Genomic DNA, 20,305 nt, shown 5'->3' on the forward strand with positions numbered 1-20,305 from the left:
CTTTGCGCCCATTCTGATACAACGCAGAACAGGAACAAAAATTATCGCATGAAACACGCTACTAGAATTTTTCATTTTGCATCATTACTGATGTGCTTTTTATTTGCGGCCAGCTTTAGCAGTTATGCGGACGGCTCAAAGGACATTTATCCCGATGGGGTAAAAGGAGGACGGGCAAGGCTCAGGGCAAGTACTGCAAGCAGCGCATCTTATCCTTTTCCAACATTAGGAACACATTATGTTTATGCAAAAGCAGGAGAAGTCATCGCAATTGCTTCAAGTACGCAGGGGGTATCTTCCAGTAATGCGAACAATGCTTCCAGATTAATTCTGACGGGACCAGATGGAAATATGATCGTTTCTCATCAAACCCCAAGAACCGGAGCAGGGAGTGAAGTGGGGAGGATTCCTGACCGTAATGCGGAAAAACGCGGACCTCACCTTCCAAATCAGGCAGATGGAGGATATACACCCTACTATTACGATGTTCCTGCGGGTGCTGAGGGGATTTATAAGGTGGAGTTTATAGCTAATGGCGGGGAAACAAGCACGACAACACAACGCCAAAGTGAGGTTTATGCTTACGCAGACTGGACACAAAATAATTCATCAGCCACCATAGCGGCCTGGGACATTTCTGTCAGCAATGCGGCGAAAAATGCATGGCAGAAAGGAAGGGTTTATGCAAATATCCTGAACATGGATATTGATGCAGGTTTCAAGGACAATTATAATTTTTATGGGCAGTTAAAAATCCTGACAAAGGATGGTTATACTTATAACGTCAGGAACAATGGAAACAATGGAATTTCCTTTACTTTTTTTGTCAATAATAAAGGTTTTATAGATAAGGACGGTCAGCCGATTTATCAAAGTTTAAATACCACTACCGGTATTGCTGACAAGATTCAGAATCCAACTAAAGAAGATACCGAATCCGGTATAACACATAAAATATTTTATACTTTACCCGATCCTGACCTGCCAACAACAGCGAATGGAGCTGTTCCGGGTGGAACAACATGGTTGAAAAATCCAAGACTTACGCCGACGGTAGAAAATCTGAATGTCGTTGGTGTGGATGGTACGGTTGGTCAGATGAGTAATAAAGGAGGGCAAATTCGTTTTGATGCCAATCTGGCCGGAAGGTTTAAGATAGAAATTATCAGTAAAGCTGCAGTGGGGAGTCCAGGTTATTTTCCAACCCGTGAGATCTCGGGAAGTGCATTGGCCGGAACAAATAATATCCCATGGGATGGAAAAGATGGTGCCGGTGTTGCTTTGCCGAATGGCCTGGTTCCGGCAATTTTAAATATTCAGCTGCAGGGAGCAGAGGTGCATTTCCCTTACTTCGATATGGAAATCAATCCTAATGGAATGATTCTCGAATTGTTGAATGCACAGTTAAGTGGTGTACAGTCGGATATCGTATATTGGGATGATAGTCTGATCCTGCCTGCAAGGGATATTCCTTCAAACCCGGTTAATGCCAGTCAGTTTATTACCCCTCTGGGAACAAGTAGCTCCCTGAATGGTCACAAATGGGGGAGTTCCAGTAGCCCTACATCCGGAACTTTTGCCGATGAAAGGTCTATAGATACCTGGACATTTATTCTCGGGGCAAAAGAAATTAAAGAGATCACAGTTGATGTAAAAGAGGCAGATCTTGAGGTAGTCAGTATCGTCCCTTCAAAAACTATTGTAACTAAAGGGGAGGAGCTTTCTTATACTGTTAAAGTAAAAAATGGCGGACCAAGTGATGTAATCGGAAAAAAAGATCCCATTACCGGGATTTACGACAATACCGGTGCGCCCTTTACTTTTAAATTACCAGCAGGTTTTACCGTTAGCGAGATGCAGTTTGTGTCTGCTTGTGGTGCCACTGAAGCAGTACCTGTGGCTTTCGATCCCACAACGGGATTGTATAAGTCTGTATTGAAATTAGCCAGTGGTTGTGAAGGGCAATATGTCTTCAAAGGAACAGTCGGCACTGCAATGGTGGCCGGAAGTATGGAGGTATGGGCAACAATTATGCGTCCTAATGATGTGACCGATATTGATGCGACGAACCCGAATCCAAATGTTCCACCAACAGACCCTTATTTCGAATGTAGTGCATACGACCCGTTAAGTGGCCAGGCGATTCCTTGTAATAACATCAAGAAAAACAATACGGCAACGGTGATCAACAAAATTACTGCTACAAAAGAAATTAACGGAAATCCTGCTAAAGTAAAAGCAGGGGATGTGCTGACTTATAACATCATCTTAGAAAACACAAATAGCACGGATAAAACAGGGGTAACTGCAAGTGATGTTCTTCCTGCAGGTTTAATAGGGGCAACTGCGATTTCACATGGTGGTACTTTAACCGGAACAACGGTTACATGGGACAATCTGACTGTTCCTGCCAACAACAAAATAACGCTGAGCTTTAAAACAACTGTTGGTCCAAATTCAACAGGAATAACCTCGATCAGGAATGTTGCGAGTGTGGTTGATCCGATAGATCCTACAACGCCTTTAACACCGGAAGTATTGGTGCCGGTAGAGTTGGTCAGCAGCTTTACTGCGATCAAAAAAGTGACCGGAGGATTGGTAGACAATAAAATTACTGCAGGGTCAGAAATCACCTATAGTATCGAGGTATTGAATACCGGAAATACGGCATTGGCCAATCTTGAAATTTCTGATGTCATTCCAGATCAGATGACCTATGTAACCGGAACAGCGGATAATGGAGGTGTTTTAACCGGCAGTACCCTCAACTGGGTGATTAATATTCCGGTCGGCCAGCCTAAAACAGTAAGTTTCAAAGTAAAGGTTGCGGATAACCTTACCGGTGTTGCAGCAATCAAAAATATTGCAACCATTACCGATCCGGCAAATCCAACTACTCCGCTAAGTCCGGAAGTGGAGGTACCAACAGATCCGATCCGAAGCTTTACGGCGACTAAAGTGGTTAGTGCAGGTTTAAACAACAATAAAATCGTTGCGGGGTCTACCATTACCTATAGTATCGGGGTAAAGAATACGGGGAGTACTGAGCTAACCGGAATTAAGATCTCTGATGTGATTCCTGCAAATACAACTTATAAGATTGGGACCGCAGATAACGGAGGAGTAATCACGGGCAATACCCTGAACTGGACAATTGATGTTCCTTTTGGTCAGACCAAAACCCTAAACTTCCAGGTAGAAGTGACAAAGGACTTGACTGGTATTGCAACTGTTAAAAACGTAGCAACAGTAACCGATCCGCTTAGGCCAACCAACCCTCCTGTAAATCCAGAAGTGGAAGTGCCGACTGATCCGGTTAAAAGCTTTACGGCGACTAAAAAAATCACTGGCGGATTGCAGAACAATAAAATTGTTGCGGGGTCTACCATCACTTATAGCATTGAAGTAAAAAATACGGGAAGCACCGCATTAACGAACATCGCGATTGCGGATAACATCCCAGGCCATACGACCTACGTTAACGGGACAGCGGATAATGGTGGTGTTTTAACAGGTAGTACCCTCAACTGGGCGGTTAATTTAGCCTTTGGCGAAAGTAAAACCGTCAGCTTCCAGGTGAAGGTGGCGAATGACCTGACCGGTATTGCAACGATCAAAAATACAGCAACGGTAACCGATCCGACTACGCCAAGCCATCCTCCGGTAATCCCGGAAGTGGAGGTGCCAACAGATCCGATCCGCAGCTTTACGGCTACTAAAGTGGTTAGTGCAGGTTTAAACAACAATAAAATTGTTGCCGGATCTACCATTACTTATAGCATTGAAGTAAAAAACACGGGAAGCACCGCATTAACGAACATCGCGATTGCAGATAACATCCCTGATCATACCACCTATGTTGAAGGAACTGTTGACCATGGAGGTGGCCTGACAGGAAACACCCTCAACTGGGTGGTTAATTTAGCCTTCGGCGAAAGCAAAACAGTGAGCTTTCAGGTAAAGGTTGCGGATAACCTTACCGGTATTGCAGCCATTAAAAACGTCGCAACAATTACTGATCCGGTAAATCCAACTACTCCGGTAAGTCCGGAAGTGGAGGTGCCAACAGATCCGATCCGCAGCTTTACGGCTACTAAAGTGGTTAGTGCAGGTTTAAACAACAATAAAATCGTTGCCGGATCTACCATTACCTATAGTATCGGGGTAAAGAATACGGGAAGTACCGAATTAACGGGCATTAATATCTCTGATGTGATTCCTGCGAATACGACTTATAAGATAGGGTCCGCAGATAACGGTGGAGCAATCACGGGCAATACCCTGAACTGGACAATTGATGTTCCTTTTGGTCAGACTAAAACCCTAAACTTCCAGGTAGAAGTGGCAAAGGACTTGACTGGTATTGCAACCGTTAAAAACGTCGCAACAGTAACCGATCCGCTTAGGCCAACCAACCCTCCTGTAAATCCAGAAGTGGAAGTGCCGACAGATCCGGTTAAAAGCTTTACGGCAACTAAGAAAATCACCGGAGGATTACAGAACAATAAAATTGTTGCCGGATCTACCATCACTTATAGCATTGAAGTAAAGAACACAGGAAGTACTGCATTAACGAACATCGCGATTGCGGATAACATTCCAGGCCATACCACCTACGTTAACGGAACTGCCAATCTTGGAGGTAGCCTGACAGGTAGTACTCTTAACTGGGTGGTTAATTTAGCCTTTGGCGAAAGTAAAACGGTGAGCTTCCAGGTAAAAGTAGCAGACAATTTAACGGGTGTTGCGACAATCAAAAATACAGCAACAATAACTGATCCGACTACACCAAGCCATCCTCCGGTAATTCCGGAAGTGGAGGTGCCAACAGATCCGATCCGAAGCTTTACCGCTACTAAAGTGGTTAGTGCAGGTTTAAACAACAATAAAATTGCTGCGGGATCTACCATTACCTATAGCATCGTGGTAAAGAATACGGGAAGTACCGAATTAACGGGCATTAAGATCTCTGATGTGATTCCTGCGAATACGACTTATAAGATAGGGTCCGCAGATAACGGAGGAGCAATCACGGGCAATACCCTGAACTGGACAATTGATGTTCCTTTTGGTCAGACTAAAACCCTAAACTTCCAGGTAGAAGTGGCAAAGGACTTGACTGGTATTGCAACCGTTAAAAACGTCGCAACAGTGACCGATCCGCTTAGGCCAACCAACCCTCCTGTAAATCCAGAAGTAGAAGTGCCGACTGATCCGGTTAAAAGCTTTACGGCGACTAAAAAAATCACTGGCGGATTGCAGAACAATAAAATTGTTGCTGGATCTACCATCACTTATAGCATTGAAGTAACAAACACAGGAAGTACCGCATTGACGAACATTGCGATTGCGGATAAGATCCCAGGCCATACGACCTACATTAATGGAACGGCAGATAATGGTGGTGTTTTAACAGGTAGTACCCTCAACTGGGCGGTTAATTTAGCCTTTGGCGAAAGTAAAACCGTCAGCTTCCAGGTGAAGGTGGCGAATGACTTAACCGGTATTGCAACAATCAAAAATACAGCAACAATAACTGATCCGACTACACCAACCCATCCTCCGGTAATTCCGGAAGTGGAGGTGCCAACAGATCCGATCCGAAGCTTTACCGCTACTAAAGTGGTTAGTGCAGGTTTAAACAACAATAAAATTGCTGCGGGATCTACCATTACCTATAGCATCGGGGTAAAGAATACGGGAAGTACCGAATTAACGGGCATTAAGATCTCTGATGTTATTCCTGCAAATACAACTTATAAGATTGGGACCGCAGATAACGGAGGAGTAATCATGGGCAATACCCTGAACTGGACAATTGATGTTCCTTTTGGTCAGACTAAAACCCTAAACTTCCAGGTAGAAGTGGCAAAGGACTTGACTGGTATTGCAACCGTTAAAAACGTCGCAACAGTGACCGATCCGCTTAGGCCAACCAACCCTCCTGTAAATCCAGAAGTAGAAGTGCCGACAGATCCGGTCAAAAGTTTTACGGCAACTAAAAAAGTCACTGGCGGATTACAGAACAATAAAATTGTTGCTGGATCTACCATCACTTATAGCATTGAAGTAACAAACACAGGAAGTACCGCATTAACGAATATCGCGATTGCGGATAACATCCCAGGCCATACGACCTACGTTAACAGAACAGCGGATAATGGTGGTGTTTTAACCGGTAGTACCCTTAACTGGGCGGTTAATTTAGCCTTTGGCGAAAGTAAAACCGTCAGCTTCCAGGTGAAGGTGGCGAATGACCTGACCGGTATTGCAACAATCAAAAATGCAGCAACGGTAACCGATCCGACTACCCCAAGCCATCCTCCGGTAATTCCGGAAGTGGAAGTGCCGACAGATCCGGTTAAAAGCTTTACGGCGATTAAAAAAATCACTGGCGGATTACAGAACAATAAAATTGTTGCGGGATCTACCATCACTTATAGCATTGAAGTAACAAACACAGGAAGTACCGCATTAACGAATATCGCGATTGCGGATAACATCCCAGGCCATACCACCTACGTTAACGGAACAGCGGATAATGGTGGTGTTTTAACCGGTAGTACCCTTAACTGGGCGGTTAATTTAGCCTTTGGCGAAAGTAAAACCGTCAGCTTCCAGGTGAAGGTGGCGAATGACCTGACCGGTATTGCAACAATCAAAAATGCAGCAACGGTAACCGATCCGACTACCCCAAGCCATCCTCCGGTAACTCCGGAAGTGGAAGTGCCGACAGATCCGGTTAAAAGTTTTACGGCAACTAAAAAAGTCACTGGCGGATTACAGAACAATAAAATTGTTGCTGGATCTACCATCACTTATAGCATTGAAGTAACAAACACAGGAAGTACCGCATTAACGAATATCGCGATTGCAGATAAGCTTCCGGATCATACCACCTACGTTAACGGAACAGCGGATAATGGCGGTGTTTTAACAGGCAGTATCCTCAACTGGTCGGTTAATTTAGCCTTCGGCGAAAGCAAAACGGTAAGCTTCCAGGTAAAGGTAGCGGACAATTTAACGGGTGTTGCAACGATCAAAAATGCGGCAACCATTACGGACCCAACCACCCCGGGCAAACCTCCGGTAATTCCGGAAGTGGAAGTACCTACTGAGGCGAAGCGTAGTTTTACGACCATAAAAAGAGTGGTAAGCGGTCTTGTGAATGGAAAAGTTCCATCGGAAGCGGAACTGGTATATGCAATTGATGTGGTCAATACCGGAGGGGAAGACCTGATTGGACTAAACATCGCAGATGATCTGCCCGCCGGAACCAGCTTTGTCCGTGCAGATCAAAACGGTTCACAAACTGGAAACCGTGTAAACTGGACAATTAATGTTCCCTTCGGACAAACTAAAACAGTGTTGTTGACACTGAAAGTTGCGGCCGATTTAACGAATGTGGAAACAATTGTGAATAAAGCAATCGTAACTGATCCAAAGGATCCGGCAAATCCGAAAGTACCGGAAGTAACGGTGCCTACAGAACAGAAAGCAGCCATTACTTTATCGAAAACGGCCATCGCTGGAGATCACCAAAAAGTAGGAGAGCTGATCAGTTATCACCTGGTATTGAAAAATACAGGAAACGTAACGGTAAAAAACATCATCATTACCGATGATAATGCAGATGCAGGAAGCATCAGCCCGGCAAGTATTGTCAGCCTGGCACCGAACGAAACGGTAAATATCAGGGCGAAACATACCCTTACACAGAAAGACCTGGATAAAGGATATGTAAGTAACCTCGCGAAAGCAGATGGCAAAGATCCTAAAAACAAAGAGGTACATGCAGAATCGAAAGATCCTTCTCCGGTACCGGGAGCACCAACGGACCCTGCCTGTAAAGATTGCACAATTACACCGACAACTCAAAAAGGAGCACTTAGCTTATCTAAAACGGCTGTCGCTGGAACGCATAATAAAGCAGGAGGCATCATCAACTATAACCTGGTATTGAAAAACACAGGAAATGTAACCCTCAGGAACATCATTATTACTGATGATAATGCAGATGCAGGAAGCATCAGTCCGGCAAATATTGCAAGCCTTGCGCCTGGTGCAACAGTAAATATTACTGCTAAACATACCTTGACACAGGCCGATATGGATAGAGGATCTGTGAGTAACCTGGCGAAGGCAGATGGTAAAGATCCTAAAAATAATAATGTACATGCAGAATCGAAAGATCCTTCAGCGGTACCGGGAGGACCAACGGATCCGGTTTGTAAAGATTGTACGCTAACGCCAACGGAGCAGTTATCCGGAATAAACCTGGTAAAGAAAATCACCAATAAAGGAACTGGTGAACAGGACGCTTTTATCCTGAATGATAAGATTGAATATACTTTCATCATCAAAAACACAGGAAATACGACCTTGAAGGGAATCGTCTTAAACGATCCTTTACTGGGAACCTCAGCGATTCAGATCCCTGGTTCTTTAGCTCCGGGCGAAAGCATGAGTCATAAGGAATATTATACCATTACGGCCGCAGATATTGCTGTTGGTAAAGTGACCAACCAGGCAAGGGTAACCGCGAAAGATCCTAAGGATAAAGAGGTAACCGCATTGTCGGGAACGGATGCCGGAAATAACAACCCAACGGTGATCTCTTTGGCTAAACCACCTGTCGCTAAAGACGACCTGGCAAAAGCAGAACAAAACAAACCGGTTAAAATTGAAGTGCAGAAAAATGATGAGCCTGGAAACAGCCCGATCGTTCCGGGAAGTACAAAGATCATTACCCAGCCCAAGAATGGAACACTGACCCTAAACCCTGATGGAACGGTAACTTATACGCCAAATCCAGGCTTTACAGGAACAGACGAATTTGTCTATACCGTAACGGATAAAAACGGACAGATCTCTAATCCGGCAACCGTAAAAGTGGAGGTTACGCCTTCTAAGCCGCTGGCTATAGATGACGTGGCGGAGACGGAGTTCAATAAAGAAGTAGAGATTCCTTTACTAAACAATGATAAAACAGATGGTGCTGCTTTCGAGAAGCCGACGGTAGAAATTATCGAACAGCCGAAGCATGGAGTCCTGAGGAAAAACCCGGATGGTACGGTCGTTTATGTGCCTAACAGTGGCTTCACAGGGAAGGATAGCTTTACATACAAGGTAAAAGATGCCAATGGAAACTGGACGAATATTGCAAAGGCAGAAATCACCATCAAAGGCTTCTTTATCCCGAATGTCATTACCCCTAACGGTGATGGAAAGAACGATGAGTTTGTGATCGTAGGTCTGGAAGAATTCAATAGTGCCGAACTGACCATTTTTAACAGATGGGGAAATGAAGTATACCGCAATGGCAATTACAGGAACACCTGGACCGGAGAGGGGTTGAATGAAGGAACCTATTATTACCTGATCCGATTGAAAAAGGACGGCAAACTGGAGGTTCATAAAGGATGGGTATTAATCAAAAGATAGTTGATCAAATCATGAATAAGGACATTATAAAAAAAGGAGTACTGGCACTTGGATTAACCGTTGCAGGCTTGCTTCCGGCAAAAGCCCAGCAAAATATTCAGTTCTCCCAGTATATCTTTAACGCGCTGAGTGTTAACCCTGCTTATGCAGGATACAAAGAGGAATGGTTCGCTCAAATGGCTTTAAGAAGCCAGTGGAGCGGACTGGATGGCGCTCCCCAAACGGGGCAGCTTTCTATCGATGGCATTGCAGATCCAACGCGTAAGAATGTTGGCCTGGGCTTACAGCTCAGCGCCGATAAACTGGGCGCACAATCTTCCACCTCTGTATATGGCAATTACGCCTACCGCTTAAGGTTAGATGCAGAAGATACACAACGGCTGAGCTTTGGTATCGGTCTTGGCGTCACACAATATGGATTGGATGGGAATAAATTAAGGCCAAAAGATCCCGACGACAAAGAATTACCCCTTGGAAAGATCAGCAGCACGATTCCGGACATGCGTTTCGGGGTGTATTACAGCAGTCCTAAATGGTATATCGGAGCATCAGTGATGGACATGTTTTCAGGAGATAAATCGAATGGCATCTTTAAATGGGATGGCAATACAGTAGACAACCTGAAACGTAAGCGCCATTTTTACCTGATTGCAGGAACCTTGCTGAACCTGTCTGAAGACACGAAATTGAGGCCAAGCTTGCTGATGAAGGAAGATTTTAAAGGGCCAACGAGTCTCGACCTCAGCGCGATGGTGATCTTCGGAGACCGCTTTTGGCTGGGCGGTTCGTTGCGTACGGGCATCTCTATATGGGACAAAGACTATACTAAAGGACAAAGCCTGAGTCATCAGAATTCGATATCTGCCATCACGCAATTTTATGTGACGGAGCGGTTTAGAATCGGTTATTCTTATGATTATATAACGAGCAAATTGAGCAGCATCCAGAACGGAACACATGAGATTACCATTGGGATGACCTTCCCTGGTAAAGACAAACGTTTACTTAGTCCAAGATTTTTTTAACATGATAAAAACTACTTATACCTTCCTGACCACAGCATTATTGTTATGCTTTTATGGATCTGCTGAAGCACAGGAACAACCCGACCTGAGAGCGAGGGCCAACCGCCTTTTTCAGGAATATCAATATGCGAATGCCGCAAAAGGATACCTGAAACTGGTGGTTGTTAAAAAGCCAAGGCTAATGGACATGGAGCGCCTGGCCATTTGCTACCGGAAGATGAACAATTTTGAAGATGCTGAAACCTGGTATGCCCGCATTGTTGCCGATCCGAAAAGCAGTACCGAAAATCTGATCCTTTATGGAGAAGTGCTTAAAACAAATGCCAGATATGAACAGGCAAAAAAGGTACTGCAGGAGTATGCTGCTAAAACCGGGAAGCATCAGGCAGTGGCCAACGAATTGGCAGGCTGTGATTCTGCGCAGGTCTGGATGGCCCATCCAACTGTCCATAAGCTGAAAAATGAAGCAGAAATCAATACACAAAATTCGGAATTTGCTGCCTTTCCTCAGGGAACAACAGTGTACTATGCCGGAGAACCTGCAACAGGGCTGATGGATAAAACATATGGCTGGACAGGAAATTCATTTCTGAAGATCTATACCGCAGAGCGCGGATCAGAAAATGAGCTTTCCAAGCCTGCTTTCGCCGGGAATACCCTCAATACAGAAAGCTTTCACATGGGACCGGTAACGGGAAATAAAGCAGGTGATGTTTTGTTCATTACCCGCACTTATCCAGGGAAAAAGGGAGAACTGAGCAGAGAAAACAAACGCAGTTATAAAACGAATACGCTGGAACTGTTTATTCAGAAAAAGGTAAATGGTGAATGGCAACAAGCGGAAGCCTTCCCTTATAACAAAGTACAGGAGTATTCTGTAGGACATGCGGCACTGAGTACTGATGAAAAAACACTGTATTTCGTTTCTGATATGCCGGGAGGTTACGGAGGAACAGACATCTGGTATGTTACTGCCAATACAGATGGCACCTGGTCTGCACCACTAAACGCAGGAAAGGATATCAATACTTCAGCTAATGAACTTTTTCCCGCAATTGGTCCTGATGGGACATTGTTCTATTCAACCAGCGGTCTTCCGGGAATGGGAGGCCTCGATATTTTTAGTAGTAAAGGTCATGCTTCAAACTGGAGCAAGCCACAAAATCTGAGATTCCCCCTAAACTCGGCTGCGGATGATTTTGCCTTCGTGATCAACGGGGCAAACACCGCAGGCTTTATTTCTTCCAACCGTAAAGGAGGTAAAGGGGAGGATGACATTTATTCCTTCAGCCATCAGAAGGCAAGAATTATTCTGGCTTTAGCAGGGGTTACCTATAACAAGAAAACCGGCGAGCGACTCCCCGCAGCTGCGGTCACTTTATTTAGCGGAGGGCGAACCATTACCGGCAAACAAAACAGCAAAGATGATGGAACTTTTTTCTTTGAGCTGGAAGTTGGTGCTGACTATCGTGTTCTGGCTACAAAAGAAGGTTTTTATGGCGACTCTACTAGTCTGAGTACGCTGGGGCTAACTAAATCAGATACGCTTAAGGTGGCTTTAAATCTGAATCCGCTATTTGAGAAAGGGAAGGTGCTGAGGTTAGAGAACATCCATTATGATTTTGATAAAGCCAATATCCGCACAGATGCGGCTAAAATCCTGAATGAGCTGGTTCGTACCATGCGCGACAATCCAACTTTAAAAATTGAATTGGGAAGCCATACCGACTCCCGTGGGGTAGATGTGTATAACCTGGACTTGTCACAACGACGGGCAAATTCGGTGGTAAATTACCTTGTTTCCAGAGGGATTTCCCGCGATCGTATGACTGCTATGGGATATGGAGAGCAAAAGTTACTGAACCGCTGCGCAAACGGAGTGGCCTGTTCTGTTGCAGAACATCAGGCAAACCGCCGGACAGAATTTAAGGTCCTGGAATTTTAATCCGATACAATAGAAGTTAAAATGATTCAAAAAAGAAAAGGGAGATGTATTTACACCTCCCTTTTCTTTTAATATGAAAATCGTTATTTCTTTACGATGCGATCGTCGCAGTTGTCCTTCTTACGGCCGTTTTTTTTACAGCGGTAATGATGGCATTCGTGTCAAATCCACACAGCGCCCATAATTCAGGTTGTTCTCCATGGTCTATGAACTCGTCAGGGATACCCAAACGGACCACATGTGAATTGTATTGATGATCTGCCATAAACTCGAGTACAGCGCTTCCCATACCGCCCTGCAGACAGCCATCTTCTACTGTGATCACGTTTTTATAACGTTTGAATACATCATGCAATAGCGCTTCGTCCAAAGGTTTCACAAAACGCATGTCGTAATGTGCCGGATGAATGCCCTCACTGTTCAGCTCTTTACAAGCTTCAACAGCAAAGTTTCCGACGTGTCCGATCGTTAATATCGCCACATCTTCTCCATCGCAGATTTTCCTGCCTTTTCCAATCTCCAATGCTTTAAATGGACGTTTCCAATCGGTAAGCACCCCGTTTCCTCTCGGATAACGGATCGAAAACGGCCCTGCATTTTCCTGCTGTGCAGTATACATCAGGTTTCTCAGTTCTTCTTCATTCATTGGAGCTGCAACAGTCATATTTGGAATACAACGCATGTAAGCAAGGTCATAAGCCCCATGGTGGGTTGCCCCATCAGAGCCTGCAAAACCGGCCCGGTCTAAACAGAATACTACATTAAGGTTCTGAATCGCCACATCATGAATCACCTGATCATAGGCCCTTTGCATAAAGCTGGAATAGATGTTACAGAAAGGAACAAGTCCTTGTGTAGCCAATCCGGCAGAAAAGGTAACCGCATGTTGTTCTGCAATACCCACATCAAATGCACGGGTAGGCATGGCTTTCATCATGATGTTCATGGAAGAGCCCGAAGGCATGGCAGGAGTAATCCCGACAATCTTTTTATTGGCCTCGGCAAGTTCTACCAGGGTATGTCCAAAAACATCCTGATATTTCGGTGGCTGAGGTTTATCGGAAACCGGCTTTTTAATCTCTCCGGTAATTTTATCAAATAATCCGGGTGCATGCCACTTGGTCTGGTCTTTCTCCGCAAGGGCAAAACCTTTTCCTTTTACCGTTACACAATGCAACAGCTTAGGGCCGGGAATGTCTTTCAGGTCAGAAATTACCTGTGCCAGACGTTGTACATCATGGCCATCCACAGGACCAAAATACCTGAAATTTAAGGCTTCAAATAAATTGCTTTGCTTCAGTAAGGTTCCTTTAATGCTTTTCTCAATTTTCTTTACAAACTTGTGCGCATTTGGCCCAAGTTCAGAAAGCTTGATCAAAACATTAGAAATGTCATCACGGAAACGATTGTATGATTTAGAAGTGGTAATGCTTGTTAAATATTCTTTTAAGGCGCCAACATTAGGATCAATAGACATACAGTTGTCGTTCAGGATCACCAACAGGTTCGAATTTTCGATGCCCGCATGGTTTAATCCCTCAAAAGCCAATCCGGCAGTCATGGCCCCATCACCGATCACCGCAACGTGCTGACGGTCGGTTTCTCCTTTATAATGAGACGCTACAGCCATTCCCAGTGCGGCAGAAATAGAGGTGGAAGAGTGGCCAACACCAAAGGTATCGTATTCACTTTCACTGATCTTAGGGAAGCCACTGATCCCGTTCATAATACGGTTGGTGTGAAAAACCGACTTTCTTCCGGTCAGGATCTTATGGCCATAAGCCTGGTGTCCAACATCCCAAACTAATTTGTCGTAAGGCGTATTTAAAGCATAATGTAAGGCTACTGTAAGTTCTACAACACCCAGACTTGCGCCAAAATGCCCCCCGTTTACACTCACTACATCAATAATGTACTGACGCAGCTCCTGACAGATTTGTTCAAGGTCTTGTTCTTTATACTGCTTTAAATCAGCAGGATAATTAATGTTTGGTAATAATGGACGGGTAATATCTTCCATGCAGTGTTTTATAGAATAGAAGTACAAAGTAAGGTATTTTGTTGCCAAACTAAGAAGGAAAATCATTAATTTTACAAATTAATACTTCAATAAATGACTAGAGATACTTTAATTTTTGATTTGATTGACAGGGAATTGGACCGTCAGGAAAATGGCCTTGAACTGATCGCTTCTGAAAACTTTGTAAGCAAACAGGTAATGGAAGCCGCAGGATCGTGTTTAACAAATAAATATGCCGAAGGCCTTCCGGGGAAACGATATTATGGCGGTTGCCAGATCGTAGATGAGGTAGAAACCTTGGCTATTGACCGTGCCAAGCAACTTTTTGGTGCAGAATGGGTAAACGTACAACCGCATTCAGGTGCTCAGGCAAATGCTGCGGTAATGCTTGCTGTCATTCAGCCGGGAGATAAAATCTTAGGATTTGACCTTTCTCATGGCGGACACTTAACCCATGGTTCACCGGTTAACTTTTCAGGAAAACTGTATCAGCCTTTATTTTATGGCGTTAAAAAAGAAGACGGGCTTATCGACTATGCTAAACTGGAAGAAATTGCTTTAGCAGAACGTCCTAAACTGATCATCTGTGGTGCTTCAGCTTATTCAAGAGAGTGGGATTACGCATTTATCCGTAGTGTAGCTGATAAAATCGGTGCATTGGTGCTTGCTGACATTTCACACCCTGCCGGAATGATTGCCCGTGGATTATTGGCCAACCCACTTCCACATTGCCATATCGTAACCACGACTACCCACAAAACCCTTCGCGGACCTCGTGGCGGAATGATCATGATGGGTAAAGATTTTGAAAATCCTTTCGGATTGAAAACTCCTAAAGGCGAAACAAGAATGATGTCTTCTGTATTGGATATGGCGGTGTTCCCTGGAACACAAGGCGGACCATTAGAGCACATCATCGCTGCTAAAGCCATCGCTTTCGGTGAGGCATTAAGTGACGAATATTTAACCTATATCAAACAGGTGAAATCCAATGCTCAGGCGATGGCCAAAGCCTTCGTTGCAAAAGGTTATGGCATCATCTCAGGTGGTACAGATAACCATTTGATGTTAATCGATCTGCGCAATAAAAATATAACTGGAAAAGCAGCGGAGAATGCGCTGGAAAAAGCAGATATTACCGTGAATAAGAATATGGTTCCTTTTGATGATAAATCACCTTTTGTAACTTCAGGTATCCGTGTAGGAACTGCAGCCATTACCACAAGAGGTTTTAAAGAAGCTGAAATGGAAACCATAGTTGATCTGATTGATCAGGTAATTACCAATGCGGAGGATGAGAACAATTTGAAAGCGGTAAAGGAAAAAGTAATTAATCTGGTAAGTCGGTTCCCCTTATATAAATAAACCGGGACTGAATTGCTTAAATGTTAACTAATAGCCAGAATTCATCAACTAATGAGCAAGAGCGCTTAAGGGCGTTGCATGATTATGATATATTGGATACTCCGCCGGAGACTGAATTCGATAATATCACCAAGCTAGCCAGCTTGATCTGCAACACACCTATTGCGTTGATCGTATTAGTTGATGAAAACCGGCTGTGGTTTAAGTCTGTATTAGGGGTTCAATGCCGCGAAGTCCCAAGAGACGTCTCCTTTGCCAAATATGTGATGCAGGGCGAAGAGGTATTTGAGGTTTGTGATGCCCTCAGTGATGAGCGCTTTGTTAACCATCCCGCCGTGATCGACGGAAGCCATGTCAGGTATTATGCCGGTGCACCGCTGATTGATGAGCACGGCTTTAAGCTCGGGACGATCTGTGTTTTCGATCAGGTCCCTAAAAAGCTAAGCAAAGAGCAAAAAGAAGGCATTCAAATCCTTGCCAAAGAAATCATTACCCATATTTCCCTTCGGAAAAAAGCGCTCGAACTGAACATCAAAAATCAGCGCTTTGAAGAATTATTGAACATCTCTACGGTATCTCCCGAAATTCATTGCATACTGGATGATAAAGGCGAACTGCTGTTTGTCAACAATGCGATTACCAATGTGCTGGAATACGAGGTGGAGGAAGCCATAGGACTAAGTGCATGGGGGCTTTGCTACCGTGACGACATCACAAGGGTTGTCAATACCATCGAGGCCGGACTCTCTGCCGGAATTAAGCAGTTTAATGTAGATTTCAGAATTGTCAGTAAAAGCGGAGTCATTCGCTGGTTAAGCTGGAATATGGTCTGTAAAAACAGGCGTTGGTACGCCTATGGCAGAGATATTACCGAGAATAAACGGGTAGAAAATGAGCTGATGAAGCTGTCTTTTGTAGCCAGTAAGGTAAATAATGCCGTGGTGATTAACGATGCCAGTAACCATGTGACCTGGGTGAATGCCGCTTTTGAAAAAATTACCGGATTTACCCTGGAAGACATGAAAGGCAACCGGCTTGGCGACTTGATCCAGGGGCCGGGAACGGATCTGGAACTCATCGAACAGGCCAGAGAGCTGACGAATAATAACCAGTCTTTTACAGTTGACCTTTTAGCCTATCGTAAGGATAAACAGCCCATCTGGTTGTCAATCTATAATACGGTTGTCTTTAATGACGAAGGGAAAGTAGAAATCGAAGTAGAGATCATTCTCGATATTACAGAAAAGAAAAAGGCGGAAGAAGAATTGCAATTGCTATCCTTAGTGGCCAGTAAGACTGATACGGGAGTAAACATCTCCGATGAAAATGGAAATACCACCTGGATCAACCATTCGCTGGAAAAGTTAACTGGTTATTCTTTAAGCGAGCTACAGGGACTTCAGCTGGGTGATATCCTGGCACCGGAAGGTGATGTACAACGCCAACTCATTTTAGCCTCCAGAGAGAAAGCAAACAACCGGGAGTCTTATGCGATAGAAGTTCAGGCAAAGAAGAAATCCGGAGAATCAATCTGGCTTTCTGTTTCCAATACCCCGATCGTGAATGAGAAAGGGAAGGTAGAACGACAAATCGACCTGATTACTGATATTTCTCAACGGAAACAGGTAGAAAAAGAAATGGTCGAAGCTAAAGAACAGGCATTACAGCTCAGTGCAGCAAAAGAAATGTTCCTTTCTGTCATGAGTCATGAAATCAGAACGCCCCTAAATGCGGTGATTGGAATGGCGCACCTGCTGTTGGACAATGATCCTAAAGAATCCCAGCTTCATGACCTTAACCTGCTGCGGTTCTCCGCAGAAAACCTGTTGAACATCATCAATGACATTCTGGACCTTACCAAAATGGAGACCGGAAATGTGCAACTGGAAACCATTCCGTTTAGCTTAAAAACCCTGGCTTCAGATGTGGTAAGTTCCTTGCATATGACCGTATCTGCGCGAAATAATAAATTGGAGCTGATCTGCGATGAGAATATTCCAGGGTATATTAAAGGAGATAAAACGCGTTTGTATCAGGTATTGATGAATTTACTTGGTAATTCTATCAAATTTACTCAGAGCGGGAGTATCATATTGAAGATCCGGCAGCTGACCGAGGACGATAAAAATGTATTGCTTTATTTTGAGGTCCGGGATACCGGAATCGGAATCGCGCAGGAAAAATTAGCTTATATCTTTGAACCCTTTATTCAGGCCAGAACGGACATCTCCAGGAAATATGGCGGAACCGGATTGGGTTTAACCATTACCAGGAAAATGCTGGAGCTCTATGGTGCCGATATTCATGTGGAGAGTGAAGAAGGAAAGGGAACCGTATTTTATTTCTCCATTTCTTTTGAAAAGGCATCGGATTACATCCCTCAGGTAAAGCCCCTGAAGCAGCCGGATATGTTTACCGATAAACGGATTCTTGTGGTCGATGACAATGAGATTAATGCCCTGATTGCAAAGCGAATATTTGGCAAATGGGGACTTAACCTGGATTTTGCTTCCAATGGGGAAGAGGCAATAGAAAAAGTGGGCAATAATATTTATGACCTGATCTTTATGGACATTAAAATGCCGGGAATTGATGGGTTCGAAACCACGAGCCTGATTCGTGCGATGGAGGGTGCTTATTTTAAAAATGTACCAATTGTTGCTTTAACAGCTTCAACGCTCCATGATGAACACAGTAAGTTCAACGAGTGCGGTATGAATGGACATATCTTAAAGCCCTTTAAGCCCGAAGAAATGCGGAACATCCTTTCCGAATACCTGAGGTAAAATTAAAAACCAATTGCTTTTATTAAAAAATCCGCCCTGTCGCGAATGGATACTTTTGGAATTTCCAAGGTCTGGTAACCGAATTTTGTGTAAACCCTTTGCATCATTTTGTAGGTTTCCACAGCTTCGGGGAAAGATTGTTTCCGCTCGGTATCGTTCCTGTAAATCTCTTCCCAGGGAGGAGTGATAAAAACAAGGGGATGGTAACGCAGGCTTTTAGCAATTTCTTTTATCTCCCTGCCCGGTTGCAGTCTGCAGAGCTCCATGTAGCCTATTACATCGGGAATACCCCGGTCAAAAAAAACCGGTTGTTGCTGTTCTCCACAGGTCAGGAAGTCCTCATGCGCTTGCCGGAACATGAGTTCCCCAAACAACATTGGTGATTTCCAGGGGAGCGCGATGCCTTTTATATTCATTTGATGGATGATGATTTGTCTGCCGGTTTCGGGGATACAAATGTATTTTCGCCTTTCCAGCTCTTCAAGCAGGGAAGTTTTGCCCATTCCTGGTCCACCGGTAATCACAAAAAAGTTCTTTTTGTTTACTGTTTTCATAGAGATGTATTTGTCTTTTATAGCTTATAAAGCTATTGTAAGCATGTTTGTAGCGGTATGCTTATGGTGATTTCATTGGAATATAAGTTGTTTTTCGCTGACGACGAAGGGATAGCAGCTGTTGCTTTACTGCGATATTGCTGAGGCCGAGTTAAATAAAAAAACGGGTTGAAGATTGCTTAAAAGCAGATTGAATTCAACGTCTTAAAAGAATGAATCAGGAGAAAATAAAGATGAAATGTGGGGAATAAAAAGCGATTTTTTTTGAAAAGATAAAGGGCCGATATCTCACGAGAGTGAAAGTATCGACCCTTAAATTAACGCTCTCAAGTACAAAGTAAAGGAAAAGAAATCAATTGGCAAAATTTATTTTTAAATAATTTAGTTTTCATGGGATTGAGTAATCAGGAGGGGTGTTTTCAGGTTCCGGGAAAAGTAAAGGGCCGATATTTCTGTATAGAAAATATCAGCCCTTACCATCTAAATTAACGCTCTCAAATATATAAACGAGCTTATTCGCAGAATGTTATGAGGGGCCTTATTTTTTTATCCGACAAAGGCCAGGGTGGCGAAGCTGACGGTATCAACACCACATTTTAATAGCTCTAACCCACAAGCTTCCAGCGTGGCTCCGGTAGTGAGGACATCGTCTACCAGTAAGATGTGTTTACCTTGCAGCGCTTCTTCATCCCTGACTTCAAAAGCTTTTGACATATTTTCAAATCTGAGGGATCTTCCTTTTTTCGTCTGACTGTCGGTCGAAACCTTTCGCAGCAGGTGGGAGTTGCTCATCGGGAGCTGCATGACTTTGGCAATTCCCTGGGCAATGCCCGCACTTTGGTTATATCCGCGTTGCCGTTCTCTTTTTTTATGGAGGGGTACCGGAACCAGAAGATCAATATGTTGATAGTAGGGGGAGAGGAGGAGTCTTTCGCCAAGCAATTGCCCAAGTTTGACCCCAAGTTCCGGCCGGTTGCCGTATTTTAAATGATGAATGATTTGCTGGACATTGCCCTCTTTTCTGAAAAACAACATCGCCATTGCGGCCTGACAAGGAATGCGACCCCAGAATTGACGGGCTACCCTATTCTCCTTATGCAAATGATGGTCTGTATAGGGGAGATGATACAGGCAGCTGCTGCAAAGCTGGGATTCACCGGCATAAA

The 20,305-nt window shown here is 44.1% G+C and carries 8 protein-coding genes; 5 read left to right on the forward strand and 3 right to left on the reverse strand.

What is annotated here, in order from left to right:
- Positions 1-48: 48 nt before the first annotated feature.
- From AAFF35_RS00325 to AAFF35_RS00335, 3 genes are read left to right on the forward strand one after another with little or no spacing between them, the layout of a single operon-like run.
- On the forward strand, positions 49-9,444 hold the full coding sequence (locus tag AAFF35_RS00325) for an Ig-like domain-containing protein (protein WP_342330360.1): 9,396 nt from the start codon (positions 49-51) through the stop codon (positions 9,442-9,444).
- An 11-nt stretch (positions 9,445-9,455) separates the two neighbouring features.
- Positions 9,456-10,469 carry a type IX secretion system membrane protein PorP/SprF gene (locus tag AAFF35_RS00330; protein ID WP_342330361.1) on the forward strand — a complete coding sequence of 338 codons (1,014 nt, stop codon included), beginning with the start codon at positions 9,456-9,458 and terminating at the stop codon, positions 10,467-10,469.
- Position 10,470: 1 nt separating this feature from the next.
- On the forward strand, positions 10,471-12,414 hold the full coding sequence (locus AAFF35_RS00335; protein ID WP_342330362.1) for an OmpA family protein: 1,944 nt from the start codon (positions 10,471-10,473) through the stop codon (positions 12,412-12,414).
- A gap of 91 nt (positions 12,415-12,505) precedes the next feature.
- Here the strand turns inward: AAFF35_RS00335 and dxs are convergent, their stop codons facing one another.
- The gene (dxs, locus tag AAFF35_RS00340) at positions 12,506-14,434 is read right to left on the reverse strand and encodes a 1-deoxy-D-xylulose-5-phosphate synthase (RefSeq protein ID WP_342330363.1); all 1,929 of its coding nucleotides are present in this window, start codon (positions 14,432-14,434) and stop codon (positions 12,506-12,508) included.
- A gap of 93 nt (positions 14,435-14,527) precedes the next feature.
- On the opposite strand from dxs, the gene glyA reads away from it, so the two are divergent.
- Positions 14,528-15,799: a serine hydroxymethyltransferase gene (glyA, locus tag AAFF35_RS00345; RefSeq protein ID WP_342330364.1), complete on the forward strand. Its 1,272-nt coding sequence runs from the start codon at positions 14,528-14,530 to the stop codon at positions 15,797-15,799.
- A gap of 20 nt (positions 15,800-15,819) precedes the next feature.
- A complete protein-coding gene (locus tag AAFF35_RS00350) occupies positions 15,820-18,585 on the forward strand; it encodes a PAS domain S-box protein (RefSeq protein WP_342330365.1) in 2,766 nt (921 codons plus the stop codon).
- 2 nt (positions 18,586-18,587) lie between these two features.
- On the opposite strand, the gene AAFF35_RS00355 is transcribed toward AAFF35_RS00350, so the two are convergent.
- Positions 18,588-19,139, reverse strand: coding sequence for an AAA family ATPase (locus AAFF35_RS00355; protein ID WP_342330366.1), 552 nt, complete (start codon positions 19,137-19,139; stop codon positions 18,588-18,590).
- Between the two features lie 546 nt (positions 19,140-19,685).
- Positions 19,686-20,240, reverse strand: coding sequence for a phosphoribosyltransferase family protein (locus AAFF35_RS00360; protein WP_342330367.1), 555 nt, complete (start codon positions 20,238-20,240; stop codon positions 19,686-19,688).
- Positions 20,241-20,305 lie beyond the last annotated feature (65 nt).

The sequence above is a fragment of the Pedobacter sp. FW305-3-2-15-E-R2A2 genome (assembly GCF_038446955.1).
In the GTDB taxonomy this organism is placed as follows: Bacteria; Bacteroidota; Bacteroidia; order Sphingobacteriales; family Sphingobacteriaceae; genus Pedobacter.

Bases quoted from the DNA above. Each gene is read 5' to 3' on its own strand.
- AAFF35_RS00350 (WP_342330365.1), top strand. From the start codon at position 15,820: ATGTTAACTAATAGCCAGAATTCATCAACTAATGAGCAAGAGCGCTTA.
- glyA (WP_342330364.1), top strand. From the start codon at position 14,528: ATGACTAGAGATACTTTAATTTTTGATTTGATTGACAGGGAATTGGAC.
- AAFF35_RS00335 (WP_342330362.1), top strand. From the start codon at position 10,471: ATGATAAAAACTACTTATACCTTCCTGACCACAGCATTATTGTTATGC.
- AAFF35_RS00355 (WP_342330366.1), bottom strand. From the start codon at position 19,139: ATGAAAACAGTAAACAAAAAGAACTTTTTTGTGATTACCGGTGGACCA.
- AAFF35_RS00330 (WP_342330361.1), top strand. From the start codon at position 9,456: ATGAATAAGGACATTATAAAAAAAGGAGTACTGGCACTTGGATTAACC.
- AAFF35_RS00325 (WP_342330360.1), top strand. From the start codon at position 49: ATGAAACACGCTACTAGAATTTTTCATTTTGCATCATTACTGATGTGC.
- dxs (WP_342330363.1), bottom strand. From the start codon at position 14,434: ATGGAAGATATTACCCGTCCATTATTACCAAACATTAATTATCCTGCT.